We start from the raw sequence: 20,205 nt of genomic DNA on the forward strand, positions 1-20,205 counted from the left end.
AATGATATGTAAAATACAGGAAATTAGTAAAATGCTTGGTGGAAACACAATATTTGAGGATTTAACCTTGGATGTAAGGTCTGGAGACAAATTAGGGATAGTTGGTAGAAATGGAAGCGGTAAAACAACTCTTTTTAAAATGATTGCAGGTATAGAAAAACCAGATCAAGGTACGATAACCTTCAAAAAGGGGACAAAAATAGGTTATCTTGCTCAAATCCCCACTTTTGAAAACCATATTACAGGGAAAGATCTGCTATATGATGCTTTTGAAGATATAAGGCTACTTCAGCAAAAGATGAGCGAACTAGAACATGAGCTTGCAGTAGCTGATTCTGAGATATTAGAAAAGCTCTTAAAACAGTATGGGGATATTCAGGAAAAATTCACTTTACAGGGTGGATACGGTATTGACTCGGAAATTGATAAAGTAATTCAAGGGTTACAGCTAAGTGGCTTTGTCAATCAGACTTTTTCAAGTTTAAGTGGGGGTGAGCAAACAAAAATAATGCTTGGACAGCTTCTTCTAACCAGTCCACAGTTATTACTTTTGGATGAGCCGACCAATCATTTGGATTTGTATGCTATAGAGTGGCTGGAGGAATATTTGGTTAACTATTCAGGCACTGTAGTTTTAATTTCGCACGACCGATATTTCCTAGATAAGGTTGTCACTAATGTTGCCGATCTTGAGGACGGGATGTTAACACTTTATCATGGTAATTATTCTTCGTTTTTAATAGAGAAGGAAGAAAAGCTCACTCGTGAATTCCAGCAATATGAGGAACAACAAAAAAAGATAAAAAAAATGAAAGAAGCCATTAAGAGATTAAAAATTTGGGCTAACCAGGCTGTTCCTCCAAATGCAGGACTTCATCGACAAGCAAGAAATATGGAACGAGCTCTAGAACGCATGGAAAAGGTTCGCAAGCCTTTGATAGATCCTAAAAAAATGAACCTGACATTTGACGCAGCACCTAGAAGTGGAAAAGAAGTAGTAATAATGGAGAGCGTCTCCAAATGCTTTGGAGATAAAAAGATTTTAAATGACACAGATATGCATGTTTATTGGAAAGATCGACTTGCTATAGTGGGAAGAAATGGAACGGGTAAAACAACCATATTAAATATTCTCAGAGGGGAAGAAACAATTGATATAGGGGAAGCTCGATTTGGAAGTAATGTAAGACTTGGCTACCTTTCTCAACATTTTGAAATAGGAGATCCAAAAGCTCGATTGATAGATATTTTCAGAGGTGAAGTGAACGTTAGTGAAGGAGAAGCGCGCCACATTTTAGCGAAGTTTATGTTCTACGGACCCGATGTTTTCAAAAGAATTGCTGATTTAAGCGGTGGAGAAAGAATGCGTCTTCGTCTAGCACAGTTAATGCATCAAGACATCAATTGTTTAATATTAGATGAACCAACTAACCATCTGGACATTGATTCTTGTGAGGTGTTAGAAGAAGCACTCGATGATTTTAGTGGAACAATTATTGCTGTTTCCCATGATAGATATTTCTTAAATAAACTATTTTCAAGAACTGTTTGGCTAGAGAATGGCAAGCTTACAACTTATGAAGGACCGTTTGAATGGGCAAGAGAAAAATGGGTTGAATTTATCTCTAAACAAAATTCGGAGAAAGAAATAAAGGAGCAGCTGCCCATAAAAAAATCACCAACCACTAAACAAGAAAATAAGGTTCCACTAGAACACCAAATAAATGAGTTAGAGAAGATAATAAGTGACTTAGAAAATCAGATTAACGTAGAGGCAGACTGGTCAATCTATGAGTCATTAAGCTTGAAGAAATTACACGCAGAAGAGCAGTTGGAACAATTAATGGAGAAGTGGTTAGAACTATGAGATTAATAGGCTATTCTTGAAAATGGGTTGATATAAATAAGAGACCATGCTAATATTATTTATTGACAAATAATTATAACAATTAAATATTCTTATCAAGAGAAGCGAAGGGATTAGGCCCGTTGAAGCTTCAGCAACCTCTGTTATACAGAAAGGTGCTAACTCCTACAAGACATTATCTTGGAAGATAAGAGCTAAAGAGCAAATTTTTGCCCCTCTTTTCTTACATGGAAAGAGGGGCATTTTTGTTTGAAAAAAAGTATCTGGTTTTTGGTTGTCTAGCTCAGAGTTTACCCACAAGGTTCAAGTAAAATCTGAATTGCTTTGTAATTGTACCTATGTTTTCACTGTACAAACGTTAGTTCTAGTGCTTTTCTATAAGGAGGAAATAAATTGCCTATTAATATTCCAAAACAATTACCGGCAACAAAATTATTAAAAGAAGAGAAAATCTTTGTAATGGATCAAGAAAGAGCATATACACAAGATATTCGTCCACTCAACATCGTTATTTTCAATCTAATGCCTGAAAAAGAAAAAACAGAGCTACAGTTATTAAGACTTTTAGGTAATACACCATTACAAGTAAATATAACATTTATGAATACAGCAACATACGAATCTAAAAATGCTAGTAAAACTCATCTAAATACATTTTATTCGACATTTGATGAAATTAAGGAAAAAAAGTATGATGGCATGATTATTACTGGTGCTCCAATTGAGCAACTTCCATTCGAAGAGGTAGATTACTGGAGAGAGATGAAGGAAATCATGGAATGGTCTAAATTGAATGTGACCTCAACGTTACACATTTGCTGGGGTGCCCAAGCAGCTCTTTATTATCATTATGGAATTGATAAATTTCCTCTTACTCAAAAGTGTTCAGGAGTGTTTAGACACATTTTAACTAATCAGGTGGAGGATCTAGTAAGAGGATTTAATGACAAATTTAATGCCCCAGTATCCCGTTATACATCTGTTTCAAGGGAAGAAATTGAAAGGAATGAACACTTAACCATCCTTGCCAATTCTGAGGAAGCTGGAGTATTTCTTGTGAAATCGAATGACAACAAATTTGTGATGGTGACTGGTCACTTAGAGTATGATGCATATACTTTGGCAGAGGAATATAATAGAGATCTCAACAAAGGAATAGAGGTTGAGATGCCTAAATACTATTTCCCAAATAATGATCCTTCTAGTCAACCATTGAATACATGGAAAGCCCATACGCACCTGTTATTTTCAAACTGGTTAAATTACTATGTATACCAAGCTACTCCTTATGATTGGGAATAAAATGTTCTATTGAACAGTCAGAAAGAAAGTAATATTTGTCTTGTATATTGAACTCCTGTTTAAATAAACAGGAGTTTTTCTTATTTTTAGTTTTATTTATTCAGATATTAGGGAAAACAAAAGAGAAGAGACATTGTATTATACAAAGAAACATATTTTTAATGGTATTGATTTACACTTTATTGGAAGCGAGGTTAAGTCTATGAGTTTGACACCAAAACAAAGAATCGAGTTACATGGGTTTAATAATCTAACGAAAACATTAAGCTTTAATATGTATGATATCTGTTATACGAGAACCAAGGAAGAAAGGGAAAAATATATAGAATATATTGATGAGCAATATAACGCTGAACGCTTAACTAATATACTAACCAAAGTATCCGAAATTATAGAAGCGAATATATTAAATATTGCACAGCAGGATTACGAGCCGCAGGGTGCAAGTGTAACCATTTTAGTATCGGAAGGACCTGTCGATCAAACACCGATAGAATCATTTAAGCAATCTCCGGGGCCAATACCAGAAACTGTACTTGGTCACCTAGATAAAAGCCATATTACTGTTCATACTTATCCGGAATATCACCCGGATGAAGGAATCAGTACTTTTAGAGCAGATATAGATATTTCTACTTGCGGAGAAATTTCTCCATTAAAAGCACTAAATTATTTGATTCATTCCTTTGAAACTGACGTGATGGTCATGGATTATCGAGTGAGAGGGTTCACGAGAGATGTGAAAGGCCATAAATTATTCATAGATCACGATATTAATTCCATTCAAAATTATATCCCAGATGCTTTGCAGGAATTTTACCATATGATCGATGTTAACGTTTATCAGGAAAATATTTTTCATACTAAATGTAAGCTAAAGCAGTTTGACTTGAATAATTACCTATTTGGCTACAACGAAGATGAACTTTCAGAAGAAGAAAAAATATTGATAACGAAAAAGCTAAAAACAGAAATGGACGAAATCTTTTACGCAAAAAACATGACTCGATCAGATTAAATTGAAAAAAGCTCTGAGTAAATCACTCAGAGCTTTTCATTTGTGTGAAGAATGGACTTTATGACCGGATAGAAAAATTTATGACCGGATAGACCAGGTTAATGACCGGATAAAAAAATTTATGACCGGAAAGAAATTTTATAGCCGAATAAACCAGTTGTAAGACAATAGTCATAAAAAAGGTTGATTTATCATTTAATGTTCAGTGAACTACTTAGACGACTCTTACTTCATGAAATAATATGGCTGAAAATTAATATTCAGAAATATTCGAAACATTATAACCCTTTCTCCGTAAATGTTAGAAAGGGGATGAAAAGATGGACTTTTTAATAAACTTCATAATTATTACTTTGTTTATTAGCCCAATTATTGCACTCATTCACGAAGCTGGACACGCATTTTTTTTGAAAATATTTGGTGCGAAAGTAAGTGAGTTCTCTATAGGGAATGGTAATACACTTTTACAGATAAATAATTTTCTCATAAAAAAAGTTTACTTCTTTGGAGGAAGAGTTTTTTCAGAAAACCATGAGAAATTAAGTAAAAGCCAAAAAACATTTTATTACTTAGGGGGAGTTTTCTTTAACTTTATTTCTGCTATAGTACTTCACTTATTAACTGGTTATGAATTCCTAGTTTTTAGAAACTATTTGGATAGTTTTATTTTTGTATCGTATCTAACTGTTTTAATCAATCTAATTCCACTTAATACAATAATAGGTGCTACGGACGGTAAACAATTAATAGAACTATATAAGAATTAGTTAGAAGTTAATAGTAAAAACATATTGGAATAGACAGGATATTTCTGGAATGATAAACTTTAATGACCATACAATATTGGACGGCAAAGTGTAATGCTACCTTTATTTTGGATAAATTTTAATGGGAGTAGCTGCCAATAACATATACCTATTTTTAAATTTGTTTTTGTCTATAAAATGACGTACAAAATTATGATAGGAGTGTAATAATGATTGAATTAGACACAGAAAGATTAATATTAATTCCACTGACTGCAGAAAATCTAAGATTACTAATTGATAATCCAAAGAAAATGGAACAGAGTTTATCTATCAATGAATCAAATAGATTTCTTAGTTCGGATCTTAAACAAGCTATGGAAATTAGACTTTCAAAACTGTTAAGTGATGAAGAAAATTATATTTGGTATACCAATTGGTTAATCGTTTCGAAAGATCAAAACTGTAGTGTTGGTGGAGTAATGTTAAAAGGTCTTCCGAATGAAAATGGTGAAGTAGTAATAGGGTACTATACTCTTCCAGAATATCAAGGGAACGGCTATATGACGGAAACTATTAATAACATGAAAAACTGGTTGCTAAATCAGGCCGATGTTATGTATGTTATTGCTGATACGGATAAAGACAATATTCCATCGCATAGAGTTTTAGAAAAATGTGGGGCGAAAATTTATAAAGAAACAGATGAATTATATTTTTGGAGATTTGTTTAAAATAAATTAACGTAGAATGAAACGAGGCATCATTTGGCAATGGTGCCTCGTTTTTTTGAATTATTACCAAGGTCTATAGCATTAATAGTTGTTCCCAACATTCTAGTTCTATTATAGGTGCATAAGTAAATATGAAATTTTGAAAAGTAGAAGTATAACTGAGATTGTGATTTTTAATTGAAGATGTGTTTCATTTCGATGATTTGTTTATCAGTGTGAAATATTAAAATTCTACTAACGAAAAAGTTTAGTATAAGAGGTTGAATATACTATACTTTATTCTGTATAATAATTCATATAAACGGACATATGAGGGTATTTATTTTTACTTTTGAGAGAAGTGTTCATTGTGAGTTTGTATTTTGCTTATGTAATGGTGGGACTTGCCATTGCAATGCCTGTAGGCGCAATTACAGTCGAAATGACGAAGCAAGGATTGAAAAATGGATTTATACATGGATGGGCAGTAGGGTTAGGTGGTATGACAATTGATTTTGTGCTAATCATTTTACTATCAACAGGACTTGCTTCTATCTTAGCGCTGCCTATTATCCAAATTCCGATGTGGCTTATTGGAGCTCTGTTTTTATTGTACATAGGTTACGATTCAATTAAAAATGCTGATAAAGATATTACTTTATCTGGAGAAAAAGTAACAAAGTCTTTTTTTAGTTCATTTAAGAACGGACTTCTTGTGGCCATATCTCCAGGGAATCTAGTTTTTTGGGTAAATGTATTTGGAGTAGTACTTGCTAAAAACTATGCCAGCGATGAAAGTCATTTTTTCATTGTTGCATTAGGAATTTTAAGTGGAATATTGCTACACGACATTGGATTACTCACTATTATATCGATTACAAGGAAAGCACTAAATAGAAATATGATTAAATGGTTAACAATAATATCGGGGATATTATTAATAGGTTTTGCGGGATATTTTGTTTATGAGTTCATTCAAAGTTTGAAATTATATATATAAAACTTTTTCACGAACGGGTGCTGAAGTTACACAAGACCATCATTATCGATGGTTTATTTTTACATTATAAATAACAAGTAGAATTCGTTGAACCACTGTGAAATGTTACAGGTTAGTTGAACAAGCTGATAAAGTTTTTGCAATGAAAATATGAAGAAGATGAGGTATGTATGGAATGGGAGAAGAGGAACTTGTATTACTCTTTAAAAATGGAGTTTCTGATTTTAAAAGATGGGCTCGCAAAGCTGATAAATCCTCTGAAGAATGGGAAACAGAATACCCAAACTGGAACTGGCAATACCACGACACAGGAAATTTACTTAAAGAGTTATCAGTTGAGCGATGGAACGAAGAACTTATTGAAGATTTTCTTTATATACTAGCAAGAGATAATGAAGTCGAGAATATCATAGAAAACCTTATAGACTTACCTAATCAACTTTTATCATTAACTAAGTATGCTTTAATTTATAGTGATGCCGATGCAAAATGGCAAGTTGCTTATGGTCTCGGAGAAATCAAGGGAGATAACTTATTGATAAGAATGTATTTAAGTGATTTTCTAAATGATGAACAGGAGTATGTGCGAAGGCGTGCTTCCTTTGCTTTAGATAAACATGGAACACAATAACTAACTTATGATGTGTTTAGTTTTATGAGCTAATTAGTAAACAATATTGGTCAACATACGGTTTGGTACTATTTCTCATTGTATGATTAACATTATATGGAGAAAGCAAAAATAAAGAATTTTTTTCTCTTGTGATGTATATTGATTATTGAGGAGGGATCATTCTTGACTAACGAAGAAATAAACGAACTATCGGATGTATTGTTACAAAGTCTGTATGAGTATCATTTTGCTAATAATGGAGGAAGCTATGTATTACCTAAAGCAATGGTAAATACTGATCTCAATAGCAAACAAGCTATTGAATACCTTATTGAAAAGGAATATGCCATAGATAACGGGCAAGGGTCAGATAACCTAGTTTTAGCGATAACAGCGCAAGGTATGGACTATATTAAAAACAAATAAGTGTATCAGCAGAGGAACGTCCACAGGAGGCGTTCTTTTTATTTTATCCAACTAACTCGAGGGGGGAGAATGATGGAGGGAGTGAGTGTAGGGGACGAAATTTTTGGATAATGGAATTAAATCGATTAGAGTACTTTTAGCGATTATTGGAAAGGTATATGCTCCGTATAGTAAGAGAGGCCATGTGGTAATCTTTCTTTCATGTTATTAGACATGGTAACAGGCCATATTCGACTTGCTTAACTTGCATTCCGTCCAATCTCATTTAGATGGCCTTCATTTTTAGTTCAGCTAGATAACTTATCTTTTTCCCATAGAAAAACACCTCCACGTAGATAAGTTAGGTATTGTTATACCCGATTTTCAAGGAAAGGTGTTTTTATTTGTCTTATTTCTTTAGGTCACTGCATATTGCAGATTTCAAGTATTTGTTACCTTTTTTTTGGTTGATTATCACTTAACGGCACTCTCGTTATGTCCTGGTACTAACCCAGCTCAAGAACACAAATGAACGACGATAGAGAATTGTTTCACGATATCCGTAGCAACTTTGGCTAAGGTTTGCTCAGCCATTCGAGTGGCGATGTCGGGAATGGAGTCCAACCTTCTCGATATCTTCTTGGTGGGAGGATAGTCTAGTAGCCACCTCTTGATTTAGCACCTGTTCAGTAAGAAATTCTATATGAGTTAGAATGGTTTTTACCAAAAGTCGTTGATGAGCCTCTAAGCGCTAGTTCCAGTTCAGTTGGAAATTCGTATAATGACCTTGGCAAACGAATTAGAAGATTATAAGATTGTTTGTTGGCTATTATATGCGTTCTGAAGTGTCCATAGATGTTTCTGCTGATTATTCAAATTCATTCTTACGATTTTTGAAAAAGTCGTAGAAAAATCTTACGTTTTCAAGTTCAGTCCATATATATGTTCTCAAAAGGGGTGCGTCAAGACTATAAATTTTAGCATCTAGTGTTCCCAACATAAATGGAGAGTGTGTCGCTATAATAAACTGACAGTTAAAAAATCTTGCCAGTTTATTGATTTCTTCTGCCAGCTGAATTTGGTTTGTAGGTGAAAGAGATGTTTCAGGTTCATCGAGCAAGTATAATCCATTTGGGACTAGATACTCATCAAATATCTGGATGGATGTCTCACCGTTAGAATACTTTTCATTAGAAAACTTCATAATCTCGATTTGTTTGTACATCTCTGAAGAATGTTTCAACTTTTCCAAATGCTCCTTAGTATATCCCAATCGAGAGTGGTGGTACAGGTAACCTTCCTTAAGAACTGCCTCCTGCTGAATCTTCTTGATCTCATATAAAATATCTTCGCTTTTGATGTACAAACTATGCGGTATTCGATCTGACTCTCCGTCACTCTTATTTTCACCTAGGCCGTAAGAACAATCCGAAATGTAATCTAACGGGTATTTGTTATAGATATTATTTGTGATTTCCTCAGCCCCTGTAATTTTCAGCTTGTTTGCCATTAAATTTAACAGAGTGGACTTACCAGAACCATTGTTACCATACAATACTGTAATGTTATTGAAGATTAACACTTCTCCAGTTAGTTTTCTAAACACATTATATGGATAGGCATTTGGATTCTCGACTGTATGAGGAGGAAGTTTGAAGCTTTTCAGATATATCATACGGGTAAACCTTCCTTTTGGAAAAATGAATAGCTATCATCAATAATATCATCTTTTTACCACGGTTCCAGAAATTTAGTGTGAGGGTTGAATTATGTTTTTCATAAATGCTTATTCTCCTAAAGTATAGGAAAACCTAAGTCTTTGAGGTATTACAGGGTTGTATTAGACTAACTAAAGCGCACGATGATGGATACCTATTAAATTTCTATTAGCTGCTTTTAAACACAATCGATTCTCAATTCTAACAGCCAGTTTTTTTACTTTGTATTAATTATTGATCAACTGGACCTCAACTCGATAAGGTTATAAGTTATTACTTTTTAACATTTTGTCTAAATTGTCAACCAGTTCATTTATGTCATTTAATAGTGTTATGGTATTGTAGCTAAGAATCATGATTATGTTTTCTTCCATCTTGTCTGGTAGATATTTGCATGTTTTTTGTGCTATCTTAATTAACTTCTTTTCTCCAGGGTGTGGCAACTCGTTAATCGCAAATAAGATATCAAAGTAACTTGCAAGTAATGCAGCAACCCTATGATTTATACTTATATAGTCTTTTCTTTTTAGAGCTTTCTCGATTTGACAATAGTAGGATGTAACACTGTCTCGCAATAAAGGGTAATTTTTGTTAAGGATATTTTCTTTTAATTCTTCTGGAAAGGTTACGTTAATTTTATCCTGTAGTTTCTTTAATTTACCATTTTGGTCATATAGTATTTTGGAATTTAAATAATTACTCCATAAGCAAGTGGAGTAACCGACTTGAGCCTGGAAATTCACTACCGTTTTCATAAGTTCATTCTCAATGCCAGCATAATTTCTATATATAATTTCTATACCAATATTGGGTTCATTTAGCGTTCCATCATCTTCTGTTTCCCAATACTGGTTATTAATCTCCATATAATCAGAAAACGGTTCTAACAATTTTTTGCGAGTGCTGGTAGGGATTTCTTGATCACTATATATATACAAATCTATATCAGAATGTTCATCTTGGCTATTTGTTGAAAGAGAGCCAGAGAGCACAACACCTTCCACTTCTTCTAACTGAGAAAATACAGATGAAATCTTCATAATCATGTCATTAATAGTATTCATTTTGGATTTCTTCCCATCTCTTTTTATTTTTTTGTATTGTCCCAATTATAGGGTATTTATAGGATGTAAACCATTTTTATATTAGTAGATTGCTAACATTAAAGCACCTCATATTTCTAACTACTATATATAAGATTGTAAAATAAAAAAAATAATCCCATTTAAACGTTGTTCCATTCTGTTTTGGTAAAAAACAGCTCAAATAAAATTTTGGCACAGATAATCGGTATAGAAGGTTACTGTGACTCCGAATACAAATCTTTTAGTTTTTAGCAACCAAACAATCTTTTCCACACTTTTTGTTCATCATTAATTGCTAATATTGCATAATGAAACTTTTCTAATTCGTCTAATAAAATTACAATCAGATAGTTTTATCATTTCTATATGCCTTCTTATTCAACTAAAATAATCCTTTAGCTAACATCCAAGTATAATAAGAATTTTATAACAATTAGAGATGGAGTTATTTCAATTGATTACATTTGAATAATATCTTGTTGAACTAAAGTGTGCTTTACTTAAAGAAGGAGTAAAGCCTTTTTTATTGAACAAACGGTGCAGTTTAGTTGAAGAAGCAATGATATAATATCTTATTAAATTCTCTAATAAGAATAGCTTTTCAGGAGGAACAAATGATTGAATTAAAGCATACAAAGTCTGATACTGCAATTATTTTAATACACGAAATATATGGTATTAACCAACATATGAAAAGTTTTTGTGAATTTTTATCAGAACAGAATTTTGATGTTATTTGTCCAAATTTATTAGGAAGTGATGTACCTTTTGATTATTCTCAAGAAGAATTAGCTTATCATCTTTTTATGGAGAACGTAGGTTTTGAAAATGCATTACGTAAAATAAAAGCTGTATTATTGGATATTAAAAATAAATACAAAAGAATATATGTTGTTGGGTTTAGTGTTGGTGCCACTTTAGCTTGGTTATGTAGTGAGGAAGAATCTGTTGATGCAATAGTTGGGTACTACGGTTCACGTATTAGAAACTTTGTAAGCATTACACCGAAATCACCAACAATGCTATTCTTTCCAATAGAAGAAAAATCATTTAATGTCGATGAGTTAATTTCAGTTTTAGATAAAAGAAAAATTAAGATATTTAAATTTAGAGGTCAACATGGATTTGGTGACCCTTATTCTTCTAATTATAACAAGGAGTCAGCACAAAAAGCATCTATCCAAATGGTGCTTTTCTTTCAAAATTTACTTTAATTCCAATTAATTGTCAAAGGTAAGATAAAGACAACAACAAGTAAATCACTAGGAGTGTTGTATTGAAATTTTTTTCTAAACTTTTTACAAGCACAAATATTAGTAGTATGGCTATGTTTCTTGGGTTTTTAACTTTATATACTATTATTTCAGATATAGAACCAAACATATATATTATTGCAATCATTACAATTCTTTTTTGGATGGCTAATTCATTGCAAGTTATCAAAGAAAAAAGGTAGAACATTAATACCTTCTGTCTAGTTTTTATTAACCTACATAGGCAGTTTAGTTGAACGAAAATTTAGAAAACTAATTGATATAATTGGATAAATAAGGTAAAGTAAGAATTGATAACAATAGGAGGATTAAATATGAATTTTACGATAACTGGGCATGAATTGAATCAATATCAAGATATGAAGAAGTTAGACATTGTAGTTATACAAGCTATGTTAAATGAACTACAAAAGGAAAAAGTAAATAAAAGAAAAGTAATCATCTTAACTTCAAATTGTTATATAGTTACTGACAAAATCAATACAGAAGAACCTGATAAAGGGAAATTACCTTTATTAGATCGTGCGGTACTTGAATCAGAGGAAATAATATTTAGAATGGATAATCAAAAGTTTATAAATATGACAGGTATGATTTTACTAAATAATGTTGAAATAATTCCTTTTACACATCCCGACAAGGTAATGAAAAAAGAGAGTTTTATACTCTTTACCGATCAAATAATGGGAATTACTCTTTCAGAGGAGTAAAAGATTAAAAATACTTTTTATTGAACTAACGCAAGCAGGATGTATTTACTAACTATCAACAAGTCCCTCAATTTGAACTGCCCCGTAAATGTTAGTTGGTGTCTAACATTTACGGGGCAGTTCATTTCGATGGTCTATTTTTATGATCAAACATTAGAAGTGACCTCACTAATACAATGTGAAATGTTACACTTAAAATAACACAGCACTTTATTAGAGATTAGACATTTTTATCATATTAGAGAAAAGAGGGAGTTAAATGACTAATTTTTTCTTAATACTTATGGGCTTTTTTATGGTAAGTGCAAATATTATCGGATTTCTATCATATAAAAAAAAGAAAAATTTATATTTTGCCGCTTTTATAATTTTGTTATTAGCAGTTTTATTTGGGGCAATCGGTGGTGCAATAGCAGTATTTATGATTCGTGATGCTTTTGCAATATTTTATGGTTTGCAACTAGGACAATATCTAATAGTAAATAGTGTCATCGTTTTTTTTATTGCAATTTTAGTAACTTTAATAAAGAAATTTAGTCTGAAAAATCTTATTCACGATTATATATTCAACTATCGTGGCGCTTCAGGTAAACAGGATCAATACTTTTATGTTGCATTTGACACAAAAAGCGTCAAAAAAGAGCATCAAAATTCGATGCTGAGCAACCTTATTTGAGCATTTCCAAACTGTAATAACATAATTTATACGAAAATTAATCTGTTTTATTCTTTTTTTATACAATAAAACTAATCTTTTTTAACTGTATATCTAACTTGTTTAAAGACTAAGATATCTCCGTTTTCAGTATCATCGGTAGTTTGCCAAAGTTGAACTTTTGGCCTGTAGTCCGTCCTATGAGCATCTTTGATACCCTGAATGTCAAGTTCATAGGGTTCATCATTTTTAATTTTTTGTTCAAATACTTTTTTATTGGCAACAAAAATAAAAGTCACTTTATTTTCATCAATACCCTCCGTCATAAATTCTAATTGACTATCTTTTGTTGTAATAGTTGGTGTTAATAATTCAATACTTCCGTTTCCAGTTTCTTGTTTAATAGCAATTTCATAATTAGCTCTTTCACTTGAATCTATAGAATTTTCTATTACACCTGAACATCCAGGTAATGTGATACCAGCAGAAAGAATAAAACTTAATCCAATTACCTTTTTCATGAGATTACCCCCCTTGACTTAATATCGTGATATGAAAAAAATGAGCAAAGAAAGAACAGGCATAATACCCGTTCTTTTCGTGTTCAAACTGTTATACAACCGGTTCGTCTGTTCCCCATTGTTTTTTCTTTTGCTCGACGTCTATTTCTCCACCTTTTTTCTTCATGCTTCGTTTCATAATGACAAACCAAAGCTGTGCAGAGATATAAATGGATGAATATGTTCCTGCCAATAAACCTAAGAACAGTGCAAATGAGAAGTTTCGAATTGCCTCTGCACCAAATAGAAGTAGGGAAACAACAACAAATGCAATATTCAACACAATGTTTACTGAACGAGCAAGCGTTTGACGAAGTGATTTATTTACAATTTCCGCTAACTCATTTTCATTATTAATTTTCTTCACTCGATTTAAGTTCTCACGTATGCGGTCGAACGTTACGATTTTGTCGTTTATCGAGTACCCGACAATTGTTAGAACAGCAGCAATAAAGGTTAAGTCAACTTCAAAACGAGTAAAACTGAAAATTGCTACCATGAGAATGATATCGTGTAAAACACCAAGTATTGAAGCAATCCCCATTCTCCATTCAAAACGAATTGCTACATAGATAATAATTCCAATTGCTGCATAGATTAATGCATAAATCGCGTTTCTTATAAGTTCTTTACCAACTGTATTAGAAACTGCACTTATATTTGGCTCAGTTCCAAACTCAACCTTCATTTCTTTTTTCAATTTCAAAATTTCATCTTGAGAAAACTCATCTACATAACGAACTGCGGCGATATTTTTCGTATCACCAGAAATAACAATATCGTCAGATGGATAACCTAAGTCTTCCATATAAGTTAAGACTCGTTCTTCAGTTAGTGGCTCGTTTGTTAATACTTCAACTCGTGTTCCACTGGCAAAATCAATACCTAAGTTTAATTTAAATATACTTAATATAATTACTCCAATTAAAATAAAAATAATCGAGAAGGTGAAATATCGTTTACGTGAGTGCACGAAGTCAAATCTATCAAAATTTGTTGAAAGATCAAGTGAGCCGATATTTTCTTCGATCGAATGAACTTTTGAACTCCTAACACCGAACCAACCAATTTTATTATCGAAATATCCACTTCGAATAAGTAATCCAAGTAAAACTCGAGACCCCCAAACAGCAGTAATGAAGCTGACTAAAATACTGATAATTAAAATCGTTGCAAATCCTTTTACAGAACTTGTCCCGAAGTAGAATAATACGACTGCTGCAATTAGTGAAGTTACATTCGCATCAAGAATGGCAGACCATGACGATTTTGTTCCTTCTTCGAAAGCTTGTTTAACAGTTTTACCAATTCGAATTTCTTCTCGAATTCTTTCAGCAGTTAAGATATTCGCATCAACTGCCATTGCAATCCCTAAGACTAGCCCAGCAATTCCAGGTAACGTAAGAACTCCGTTAATCCAATCAAATACTAATAAATTTAAATACACATAAACAACTAACGTAAGATTTGCTACAATTCCTGGTAGACGATAGTAGAACATCAAGAATAGTAAAATAAGTAATGCTCCAATAATTCCTGCATTGACCGTCGATGATAATGCATGTTCACCGAATTGTGCCCCTACGGATGTCGAATAAACTTCAGTTAGTTTAACAGGTAAAGCACCAGCGTTTAAAACACCTGCTAAATTCTTTGTTTCTTCAACTGTGAAGGATCCTGAAATTTGAACCTCTGAAGTATTCAAAACTTTACTTACTTGAGGTGCAGATATAAATTTAGGTTTTTCTTTTGATACTTCTTCTTTGAAAGAATCAACACCCTCTTCAAAGTCCAACCAAATTACAAGGACGTTGTTTGGAGCTTTAGCAAGAATATCTTGTGTTACTTGAGCAAATTTATTTGCGTCCTTTAATTGTAATGACACGATAGGTGCTCCATTTTGATCGAAAGAATCATTTGCACCGCCCTCTTTCAAGTCATTCCCATCAAGCATTAAGTTATCATCAGCGTCACGGAATGTTAAATTTGCTTCTGTTGATAATAATTTACGTGCAGAGGCTTCATCATCAACGCCGGCTAATTGAACTCGAATTCGATTTCCTTCTTCTACTTCAATAACCGGCTCATTAACACCTAATACGTCAATACGATTTAAAAGCGCATTTGCAGTAGCCGCTACATCCTTTTCGGTTATTTTGGGACCATCTTTCAGTGGCTCAACTTGATATAAAACTTCAAATCCACCTTGTAAGTCTAAACCTAATTTAATATCGTTTAAGATTCCCTTTGTCGTCGTGCTCATAGAAGCACCTAAGACTACGATAACAAGGAAAAATGCGACAATACGCCATCTTGTCTTCATATGTAATTCTTCCTCCTCGCTTTAAGTAACGCACAAATCTATAACAAACGAGCGCAGCTTAAGACCGTCACATTTATTTGATAACCGAGTTACATACAACAACTTTTAAAGATAACCTTTTAATGTTTGCGCCTGATATGCATAAATGATGTCCAACTTATGGATTTAAAGTAAAGATACAACAATTTCATTATGAAACACATTGAAAAAAGAGTCAATTTTACTTTACAGAATAAATAAACTAGAAAGTGAGTTATTCCAAGAAAATAAACTCTTTTTGTTGTTTACCGAGTACTTTACTTCGAGAGGGAGTAAAGCATTATTTATTGACCTAAGCAGAAGCTAAGCTTAAAAACAAACTGGATTTTTTAAATAAAAATGGGAAAAATGAGTAAAATTGCAACCTAAATTTATTTTAAACGTATTAAAGGAAGGTTAGTACACAGTTTTAAGTGGAGGGAGTATATGAGTGAACGATTTGAATTAAGTTTTAAAAATAAGGAAGTAAGAATATGGTTTTATGTGATGTTACCGACGTTTATAATAGGAAGTATCTTTATATTTTATGGCCAACAAAAATATCAGTATATTCCTTTTTTATTGTTAGTAATAGCATGGTCTATCTTTTATTTATGGCGTTTCTTTTACCGTAAGAAAAGAAAGAACAGTGAGAAATTCTTCTTAAACTAACTGAGGCAGTTTGTTTTAGGAGGTTAAGTGATAATTACGATGTTTTTTGGTTGTAATCTTTCCTAGGAAGTGGTGTTATTTTGAAGGAAAGAAATAAAGCTCTCCTTATAGCGTTGGCGGTTGTTATGAATGTAATATGTGTATATTTATTTTTTTACATTTGGGAGATGATTGATCAAGGGGAGTATAGGAAATATGATAATGGTGTTACTATTGAGGTAAATAATTTTAGTGATCAAAATCTATCTGATCTTATATTTTCATATAGCGTCAATCAGTTGGATTTTAAAGAAGTAGGAATGATAAAAAGTCTAAAAGCTGGAGAATCAACCCAAATAACTGGGAGCAGCAAAGAGATAAAATCAAGTGATACAAGCTTGTATTTACATTATTACATTGATAATGGTGGAAAAGCAGTGAATAGTTTAGCTTATTTTTATACTGTAGAACCTAAAAAAGCTGTCATTGTTTTAGATATCCATGAAGTAAAACCTCATGGATTTTTAAAGTTTGAATATAGAGGTTATAATGGTTGGACTCAATATGGTCCAGATGAAATTAACTATTGAATAATGAATTATTCAATAATTAATCATTAAGCTATCAGAATAATTCATGCAATAAAAAGCACCTTAAAGGTTACATTAGTTAAAAACCTTCTTAAAGTAATATATGAACATCAAATTATAAACAAGTTCCATTACAATTAAAATAGTTAAATCCATCAAATTTGTTTCATCCAGTAGGAGTTATGGGATGGAGCAATGGGGGATATATAACAGCTTTCTGTTCTACATTTAGTCGTAGGTATAAAGCTGTTTCGGTTGGAGGCGGAATTATTAATTGGAGTACACATTATGTAAATACCGATATCCCTTATTTTATTAGGATGTATTTAGGAAATAATCCATGGAATGATCCTGAGATATATACTAAAACGTCACCAATGACATATATTAAATCAGCCCGTACCCCCACTTTAATCCAACATGGAGAAAAGGATGCAAGAGTTCCAATTCCTAATGCATATGAGCTATATCAAGGATTAAGGGATATGGAAGTTGATACAGAATTAATTATATTTAAAGGAATGGCATATAGTTCAGACCAACCAGGAATTAATGTGGCTATTATGAAGCAGAATTTGATGTGGTTTTCACACTATATTCTTGGAGAAAAAAAGATATTATCAGAGGATGTAAAATGATAAAACAATCTTCATAGAGAATTGTTTTTTCTTATTTAACCTGTGATTACAGCTCTCTTTCATTTTGTGGCAGTTTTCCTTGTTCAATGGGAGAGTAGTGGAAAGGCCATTATTTATAAAGTCTTCTAGTCAAAGAGCGCTATTATGGACTTATGAAAAAGCCCAATTTACCATTTTTAATACTATGAAATTGATCTAGTAACAGTTGGATCTGGTTTGAAATAGTTTCAAAAATAGTATTTTGGGATGTCAAATTGTGTAGTAGGTTACTTATAAAAACAATAAAGGAGTAGTTTAAATATGTTTATTCCTAAATATTTTAAAGTCACAGACATGGATGAAGTCAAAGAGTTTATTCAAACGAACTCTTTTGGAACACTCGTTACAACAAAACAAGGGAAACCTATTGCCACACATATACCTTTGGAGTATAGAAAAAAAGGCGATGAATATTATATTACCGGACATATGGCATACGGGAATCCTCAGTGGAGAACATTCGAAGCATGTGAGACCGCACTTGTTATTTACCAGGGGCCGGATGCGTATATTACTTCTTCATGGTATGGTCATGAAAATGTTCCAACATGGAATTACCAAGCCGTACATGTATATGGAAAACCGGTTGTTTTAGAGCAAGACGAGTTAGAACATGACCTGGTTATGTTACTAGAAAAATATGAAAAACATCGGAAAAATCCAATTTTATGGGACAAACTTTCACCGGGGCTATTGGAAAGGGAACTTAAAGGTATTGTGGGATTTAAGATTAAAGTACAAGAAGTTCAAGCTGCTTATAAATTAAGCCAGAATCGAAATGAAGAGGATTACCGCAACATCATTGAACAACTACAGAAGGAAGAAGATTTGAATTCTCATCAATTGGCGAAAGCGATGAAATATAATAAAAAATAAGAGGAATTAAGAAGATGGTTTGTGTAGATTTCTCTTATACTAATGGATGGTTTAGTCAAGTGAGCGAAGGATTATTCCCAATTTAATAGAATTATAGACATAGGGTGTTTTACAAATCGTGCAGGGTTAGTTCAATAAGAAGGTATTTAAAATGTACGTTAAAGTCATATCATTTGGGGATTCATTGAATGTAAATTGTGTAGAAAGGGGCGGTTACATTGAGGAAAGCAATAAAAATAGGTATTATTTTTGTTTCTATTTTGCTTTCAGGATGTAATACGAACAAAATAAGCAATGCTGAATTTACTAACACTACACCCGCCAAAATTAAAATAGAAAATTTAACCTATTTAATGACCGATGAAGTTTTAGCTACTAACGAGGTTGAAGAACAAATAGGCAAGATCACTCGAATACAAGAAATTGTGTCGTACTCTGAAGACGAAAACCCATATAAAAGCCCCAGTAAAATTTTTAAAATAATTAATACTGATATCGAAGAGGCAATAGCTATTAAAGTTAGTGACAAGTTATATAAAGCATATATGGAATGAACTTAGGAAAAGTTTCGGAGTTAGATGAAATTCCTTATTGAACTACCATGAAAAGTAATTTCTTCAATGACCGGGCTTAAAAAGAGCTCTGCTTAATCGTAATGAAAATGAGGAGAGAGGGCTTTAATAAATGAAAGGTACTGGTAATTAAGATGAAAAAAATTAAGTATTTAGCCTTTGGGATTAGTATAGTTTTATTATCATTCTATCTTTATAAGAGTTTCATATATTATAGTATTCCTTTCAACCCTATTAAAGAGTACGCATCTGAATCCAAGATTGATTTTTTTATGACAAAAAATATCCCTGATGGTGAAGGAATCAATGCAAAATGCCAGGATACAAATACTTGTGACTTAGTTTTGGAATATTTTGGCGATCTAAAATTAGTACCTATAAAGGATAAGGCAGCATATGAGATGTTTAAATATGAAAATAGCACTTTTTATACAGGAATGTTGACGTTTAATGAATCAGATAAGATATTAATCTCGGATATATCTATAGACTCACCTAATATCCTTCATATCAGTTCTACTATAGATGGTTTCAAGAGTGGATATTATAAAATTGTGGATTCTACTTTTGACTATAACTATATTTATGATTTAATTAGTGAGACTGAGGCATGAAACTCTGTTGCTCTCCATTAGTTACCTTTCCGCCCGCCCCATACTATTTTGCAACCCCAGAAAATGTTATAAAAAAAGAAAGATTTTGTCTTTAAACCGACCTTATAACTGGGAACTCTATTTTCTTATTCAACTAAAGCAGCAGTGTAGTTGAAGGAGGGATAGACAACTTCTTTATAGAAGTTGTATTCTCAGCAAGAAAATAGTGGAGGGGATTA

At 32.5% G+C, this 20,205-nt stretch carries 20 protein-coding genes, 1 pseudogene and 1 riboswitch; of the genes and pseudogenes, 17 read left to right on the forward strand and 4 right to left on the reverse strand.

The genetic code is table 11. The annotated features are described in order from the left end of the window. Position 1 precedes the first annotated feature (1 nt). The 8 genes from abc-f (at position 2) to MHB55_RS09825 (ending at position 7,685) form a co-directional block, all read left to right on the forward strand. Entirely contained in the window at positions 2-1,867 is a 1,866-nt protein-coding gene (gene abc-f / locus MHB55_RS09790) for a ribosomal protection-like ABC-F family protein (RefSeq protein WP_340863117.1), read from the forward strand. An 89-nt stretch (positions 1,868-1,956) separates the two neighbouring features. Continuing rightward, a riboswitch (SAM riboswitch) is annotated at positions 1,957-2,061 on the forward strand. 199 nt (positions 2,062-2,260) lie between these two features. Further along, entirely contained in the window at positions 2,261-3,169 is a 909-nt protein-coding gene (gene metA, locus MHB55_RS09795; protein ID WP_340863118.1) for a homoserine O-acetyltransferase MetA, read from the forward strand. A 202-nt stretch (positions 3,170-3,371) separates the two neighbouring features. Beyond that, entirely contained in the window at positions 3,372-4,187 is an 816-nt protein-coding gene (gene speD / locus MHB55_RS09800; RefSeq protein WP_144537200.1) for an adenosylmethionine decarboxylase, read from the forward strand. A 320-nt stretch (positions 4,188-4,507) separates the two neighbouring features. Next, entirely contained in the window at positions 4,508-4,954 is a 447-nt protein-coding gene (locus MHB55_RS09805; RefSeq protein WP_151109967.1) for a site-2 protease family protein, read from the forward strand. A 209-nt stretch (positions 4,955-5,163) separates the two neighbouring features. Continuing rightward, positions 5,164-5,667, forward strand: a complete 504-nt coding sequence (locus MHB55_RS09810; protein ID WP_151109965.1) for a GNAT family N-acetyltransferase — start codon at positions 5,164-5,166, stop codon at positions 5,665-5,667. A gap of 349 nt (positions 5,668-6,016) precedes the next feature. Beyond that, positions 6,017-6,646: a LysE family transporter gene (locus MHB55_RS09815; RefSeq protein WP_144537198.1), complete on the forward strand. Its 630-nt coding sequence runs from the start codon at positions 6,017-6,019 to the stop codon at positions 6,644-6,646. Positions 6,647-6,821: 175 nt separating this feature from the next. Then, positions 6,822-7,277 (forward strand): hypothetical protein, encoded by a 456-nt coding sequence (locus MHB55_RS09820; protein WP_154310869.1) that lies wholly within the window; start codon positions 6,822-6,824, stop codon positions 7,275-7,277. A gap of 165 nt (positions 7,278-7,442) precedes the next feature. Then, positions 7,443-7,685 carry a hypothetical protein gene (locus tag MHB55_RS09825; RefSeq protein ID WP_340863119.1) on the forward strand — a complete coding sequence of 81 codons (243 nt, stop codon included), beginning with the start codon at positions 7,443-7,445 and terminating at the stop codon, positions 7,683-7,685. Positions 7,686-8,532: 847 nt separating this feature from the next. Here MHB55_RS09825 and MHB55_RS09830 read toward each other — a convergent pair. Then, entirely contained in the window at positions 8,533-9,339 is an 807-nt protein-coding gene (locus MHB55_RS09830) for an AAA family ATPase (RefSeq protein ID WP_340863120.1), read from the reverse strand. 306 nt (positions 9,340-9,645) lie between these two features. Next, positions 9,646-10,446, reverse strand: coding sequence for a nucleotidyltransferase domain-containing protein (locus tag MHB55_RS09835; protein ID WP_340863121.1), 801 nt, complete (start codon positions 10,444-10,446; stop codon positions 9,646-9,648). A gap of 635 nt (positions 10,447-11,081) precedes the next feature. Between MHB55_RS09835 and MHB55_RS09840 the strand changes: the two genes are divergently transcribed. The 3 genes from MHB55_RS09840 to MHB55_RS09850 all read left to right on the forward strand — a co-directional run bounded on the left by MHB55_RS09840 (position 11,082) and on the right by MHB55_RS09850 (position 13,127). Next, entirely contained in the window at positions 11,082-11,681 is a 600-nt protein-coding gene (locus MHB55_RS09840; protein ID WP_340863122.1) for a dienelactone hydrolase family protein, read from the forward strand. 374 nt (positions 11,682-12,055) lie between these two features. Next, positions 12,056-12,451, forward strand: coding sequence for a hypothetical protein (locus MHB55_RS09845; RefSeq protein WP_340863123.1), 396 nt, complete (start codon positions 12,056-12,058; stop codon positions 12,449-12,451). Between the two features lie 259 nt (positions 12,452-12,710). Further along, positions 12,711-13,127 carry a hypothetical protein gene (locus tag MHB55_RS09850; RefSeq protein WP_340863124.1) on the forward strand — a complete coding sequence of 139 codons (417 nt, stop codon included), beginning with the start codon at positions 12,711-12,713 and terminating at the stop codon, positions 13,125-13,127. A gap of 71 nt (positions 13,128-13,198) precedes the next feature. On the opposite strand, the gene MHB55_RS09855 is transcribed toward MHB55_RS09850, so the two are convergent. Next, a complete protein-coding gene (locus MHB55_RS09855) occupies positions 13,199-13,627 on the reverse strand; it encodes a hypothetical protein (protein WP_340863125.1) in 429 nt (142 codons plus the stop codon). 91 nt (positions 13,628-13,718) lie between these two features. Next, a complete protein-coding gene (gene secDF, locus MHB55_RS09860; protein ID WP_340863126.1) occupies positions 13,719-15,989 on the reverse strand; it encodes a protein translocase subunit SecDF in 2,271 nt (756 codons plus the stop codon). Positions 15,990-16,454: 465 nt separating this feature from the next. Here secDF and MHB55_RS09865 point away from each other — a divergent pair, with 465 nt between their 5' ends. From MHB55_RS09865 to MHB55_RS09890, 6 genes and pseudogenes are all read left to right on the forward strand, one after another. Next, on the forward strand, positions 16,455-16,679 hold the full coding sequence (locus MHB55_RS09865) for a hypothetical protein (protein WP_340863127.1): 225 nt from the start codon (positions 16,455-16,457) through the stop codon (positions 16,677-16,679). 80 nt (positions 16,680-16,759) lie between these two features. After that, positions 16,760-17,248 carry a hypothetical protein gene (locus tag MHB55_RS09870; protein WP_340863128.1) on the forward strand — a complete coding sequence of 163 codons (489 nt, stop codon included), beginning with the start codon at positions 16,760-16,762 and terminating at the stop codon, positions 17,246-17,248. A 173-nt stretch (positions 17,249-17,421) separates the two neighbouring features. Beyond that, positions 17,422-17,886 (forward strand): annotated as a pseudogene (locus MHB55_RS09875) (alpha/beta hydrolase family protein); the annotation flags it as partial. Between the two features lie 300 nt (positions 17,887-18,186). Then, positions 18,187-18,801 carry an FMN-binding negative transcriptional regulator gene (locus MHB55_RS09880; RefSeq protein WP_340863129.1) on the forward strand — a complete coding sequence of 205 codons (615 nt, stop codon included), beginning with the start codon at positions 18,187-18,189 and terminating at the stop codon, positions 18,799-18,801. A 218-nt stretch (positions 18,802-19,019) separates the two neighbouring features. Beyond that, positions 19,020-19,355, forward strand: a complete 336-nt coding sequence (locus MHB55_RS09885) for a hypothetical protein (protein ID WP_340863130.1) — start codon at positions 19,020-19,022, stop codon at positions 19,353-19,355. A 152-nt stretch (positions 19,356-19,507) separates the two neighbouring features. Continuing rightward, entirely contained in the window at positions 19,508-19,987 is a 480-nt protein-coding gene (locus MHB55_RS09890; RefSeq protein ID WP_340863131.1) for a hypothetical protein, read from the forward strand. Positions 19,988-20,205 lie beyond the last annotated feature (218 nt).

Source organism: Psychrobacillus sp. FSL K6-1267 (assembly GCF_038003265.1).
GTDB classification, from domain to species: domain Bacteria; phylum Bacillota; class Bacilli; order Bacillales_A; family Planococcaceae; genus Psychrobacillus; species Psychrobacillus faecigallinarum.

Coding starts and splice junctions, on each gene's coding strand:
- abc-f (WP_340863117.1), top strand. CDS start 2: ATGATATGTAAAATACAGGAAATTAGTAAAATGCTTGGTGGAAACACA.
- speD (WP_144537200.1), top strand. CDS start 3,372: ATGAGTTTGACACCAAAACAAAGAATCGAGTTACATGGGTTTAATAAT.
- MHB55_RS09805 (WP_151109967.1), top strand. CDS start 4,508: ATGGACTTTTTAATAAACTTCATAATTATTACTTTGTTTATTAGCCCA.
- MHB55_RS09810 (WP_151109965.1), top strand. CDS start 5,164: ATGATTGAATTAGACACAGAAAGATTAATATTAATTCCACTGACTGCA.
- MHB55_RS09820 (WP_154310869.1), top strand. CDS start 6,822: ATGGGAGAAGAGGAACTTGTATTACTCTTTAAAAATGGAGTTTCTGAT.
- MHB55_RS09830 (WP_340863120.1), bottom strand. CDS start 9,339: ATGATATATCTGAAAAGCTTCAAACTTCCTCCTCATACAGTCGAGAAT.
- MHB55_RS09835 (WP_340863121.1), bottom strand. CDS start 10,446: ATGAATACTATTAATGACATGATTATGAAGATTTCATCTGTATTTTCT.
- MHB55_RS09840 (WP_340863122.1), top strand. CDS start 11,082: ATGATTGAATTAAAGCATACAAAGTCTGATACTGCAATTATTTTAATA.
- MHB55_RS09845 (WP_340863123.1), top strand. CDS start 12,056: ATGAATTTTACGATAACTGGGCATGAATTGAATCAATATCAAGATATG.
- MHB55_RS09850 (WP_340863124.1), top strand. CDS start 12,711: ATGACTAATTTTTTCTTAATACTTATGGGCTTTTTTATGGTAAGTGCA.
- MHB55_RS09855 (WP_340863125.1), bottom strand. CDS start 13,627: ATGAAAAAGGTAATTGGATTAAGTTTTATTCTTTCTGCTGGTATCACA.
- secDF (WP_340863126.1), bottom strand. CDS start 15,989: ATGAAGACAAGATGGCGTATTGTCGCATTTTTCCTTGTTATCGTAGTC.
- MHB55_RS09865 (WP_340863127.1), top strand. CDS start 16,455: ATGAGTGAACGATTTGAATTAAGTTTTAAAAATAAGGAAGTAAGAATA.
- MHB55_RS09880 (WP_340863129.1), top strand. CDS start 18,187: ATGTTTATTCCTAAATATTTTAAAGTCACAGACATGGATGAAGTCAAA.
- MHB55_RS09890 (WP_340863131.1), top strand. CDS start 19,508: ATGAAAAAAATTAAGTATTTAGCCTTTGGGATTAGTATAGTTTTATTA.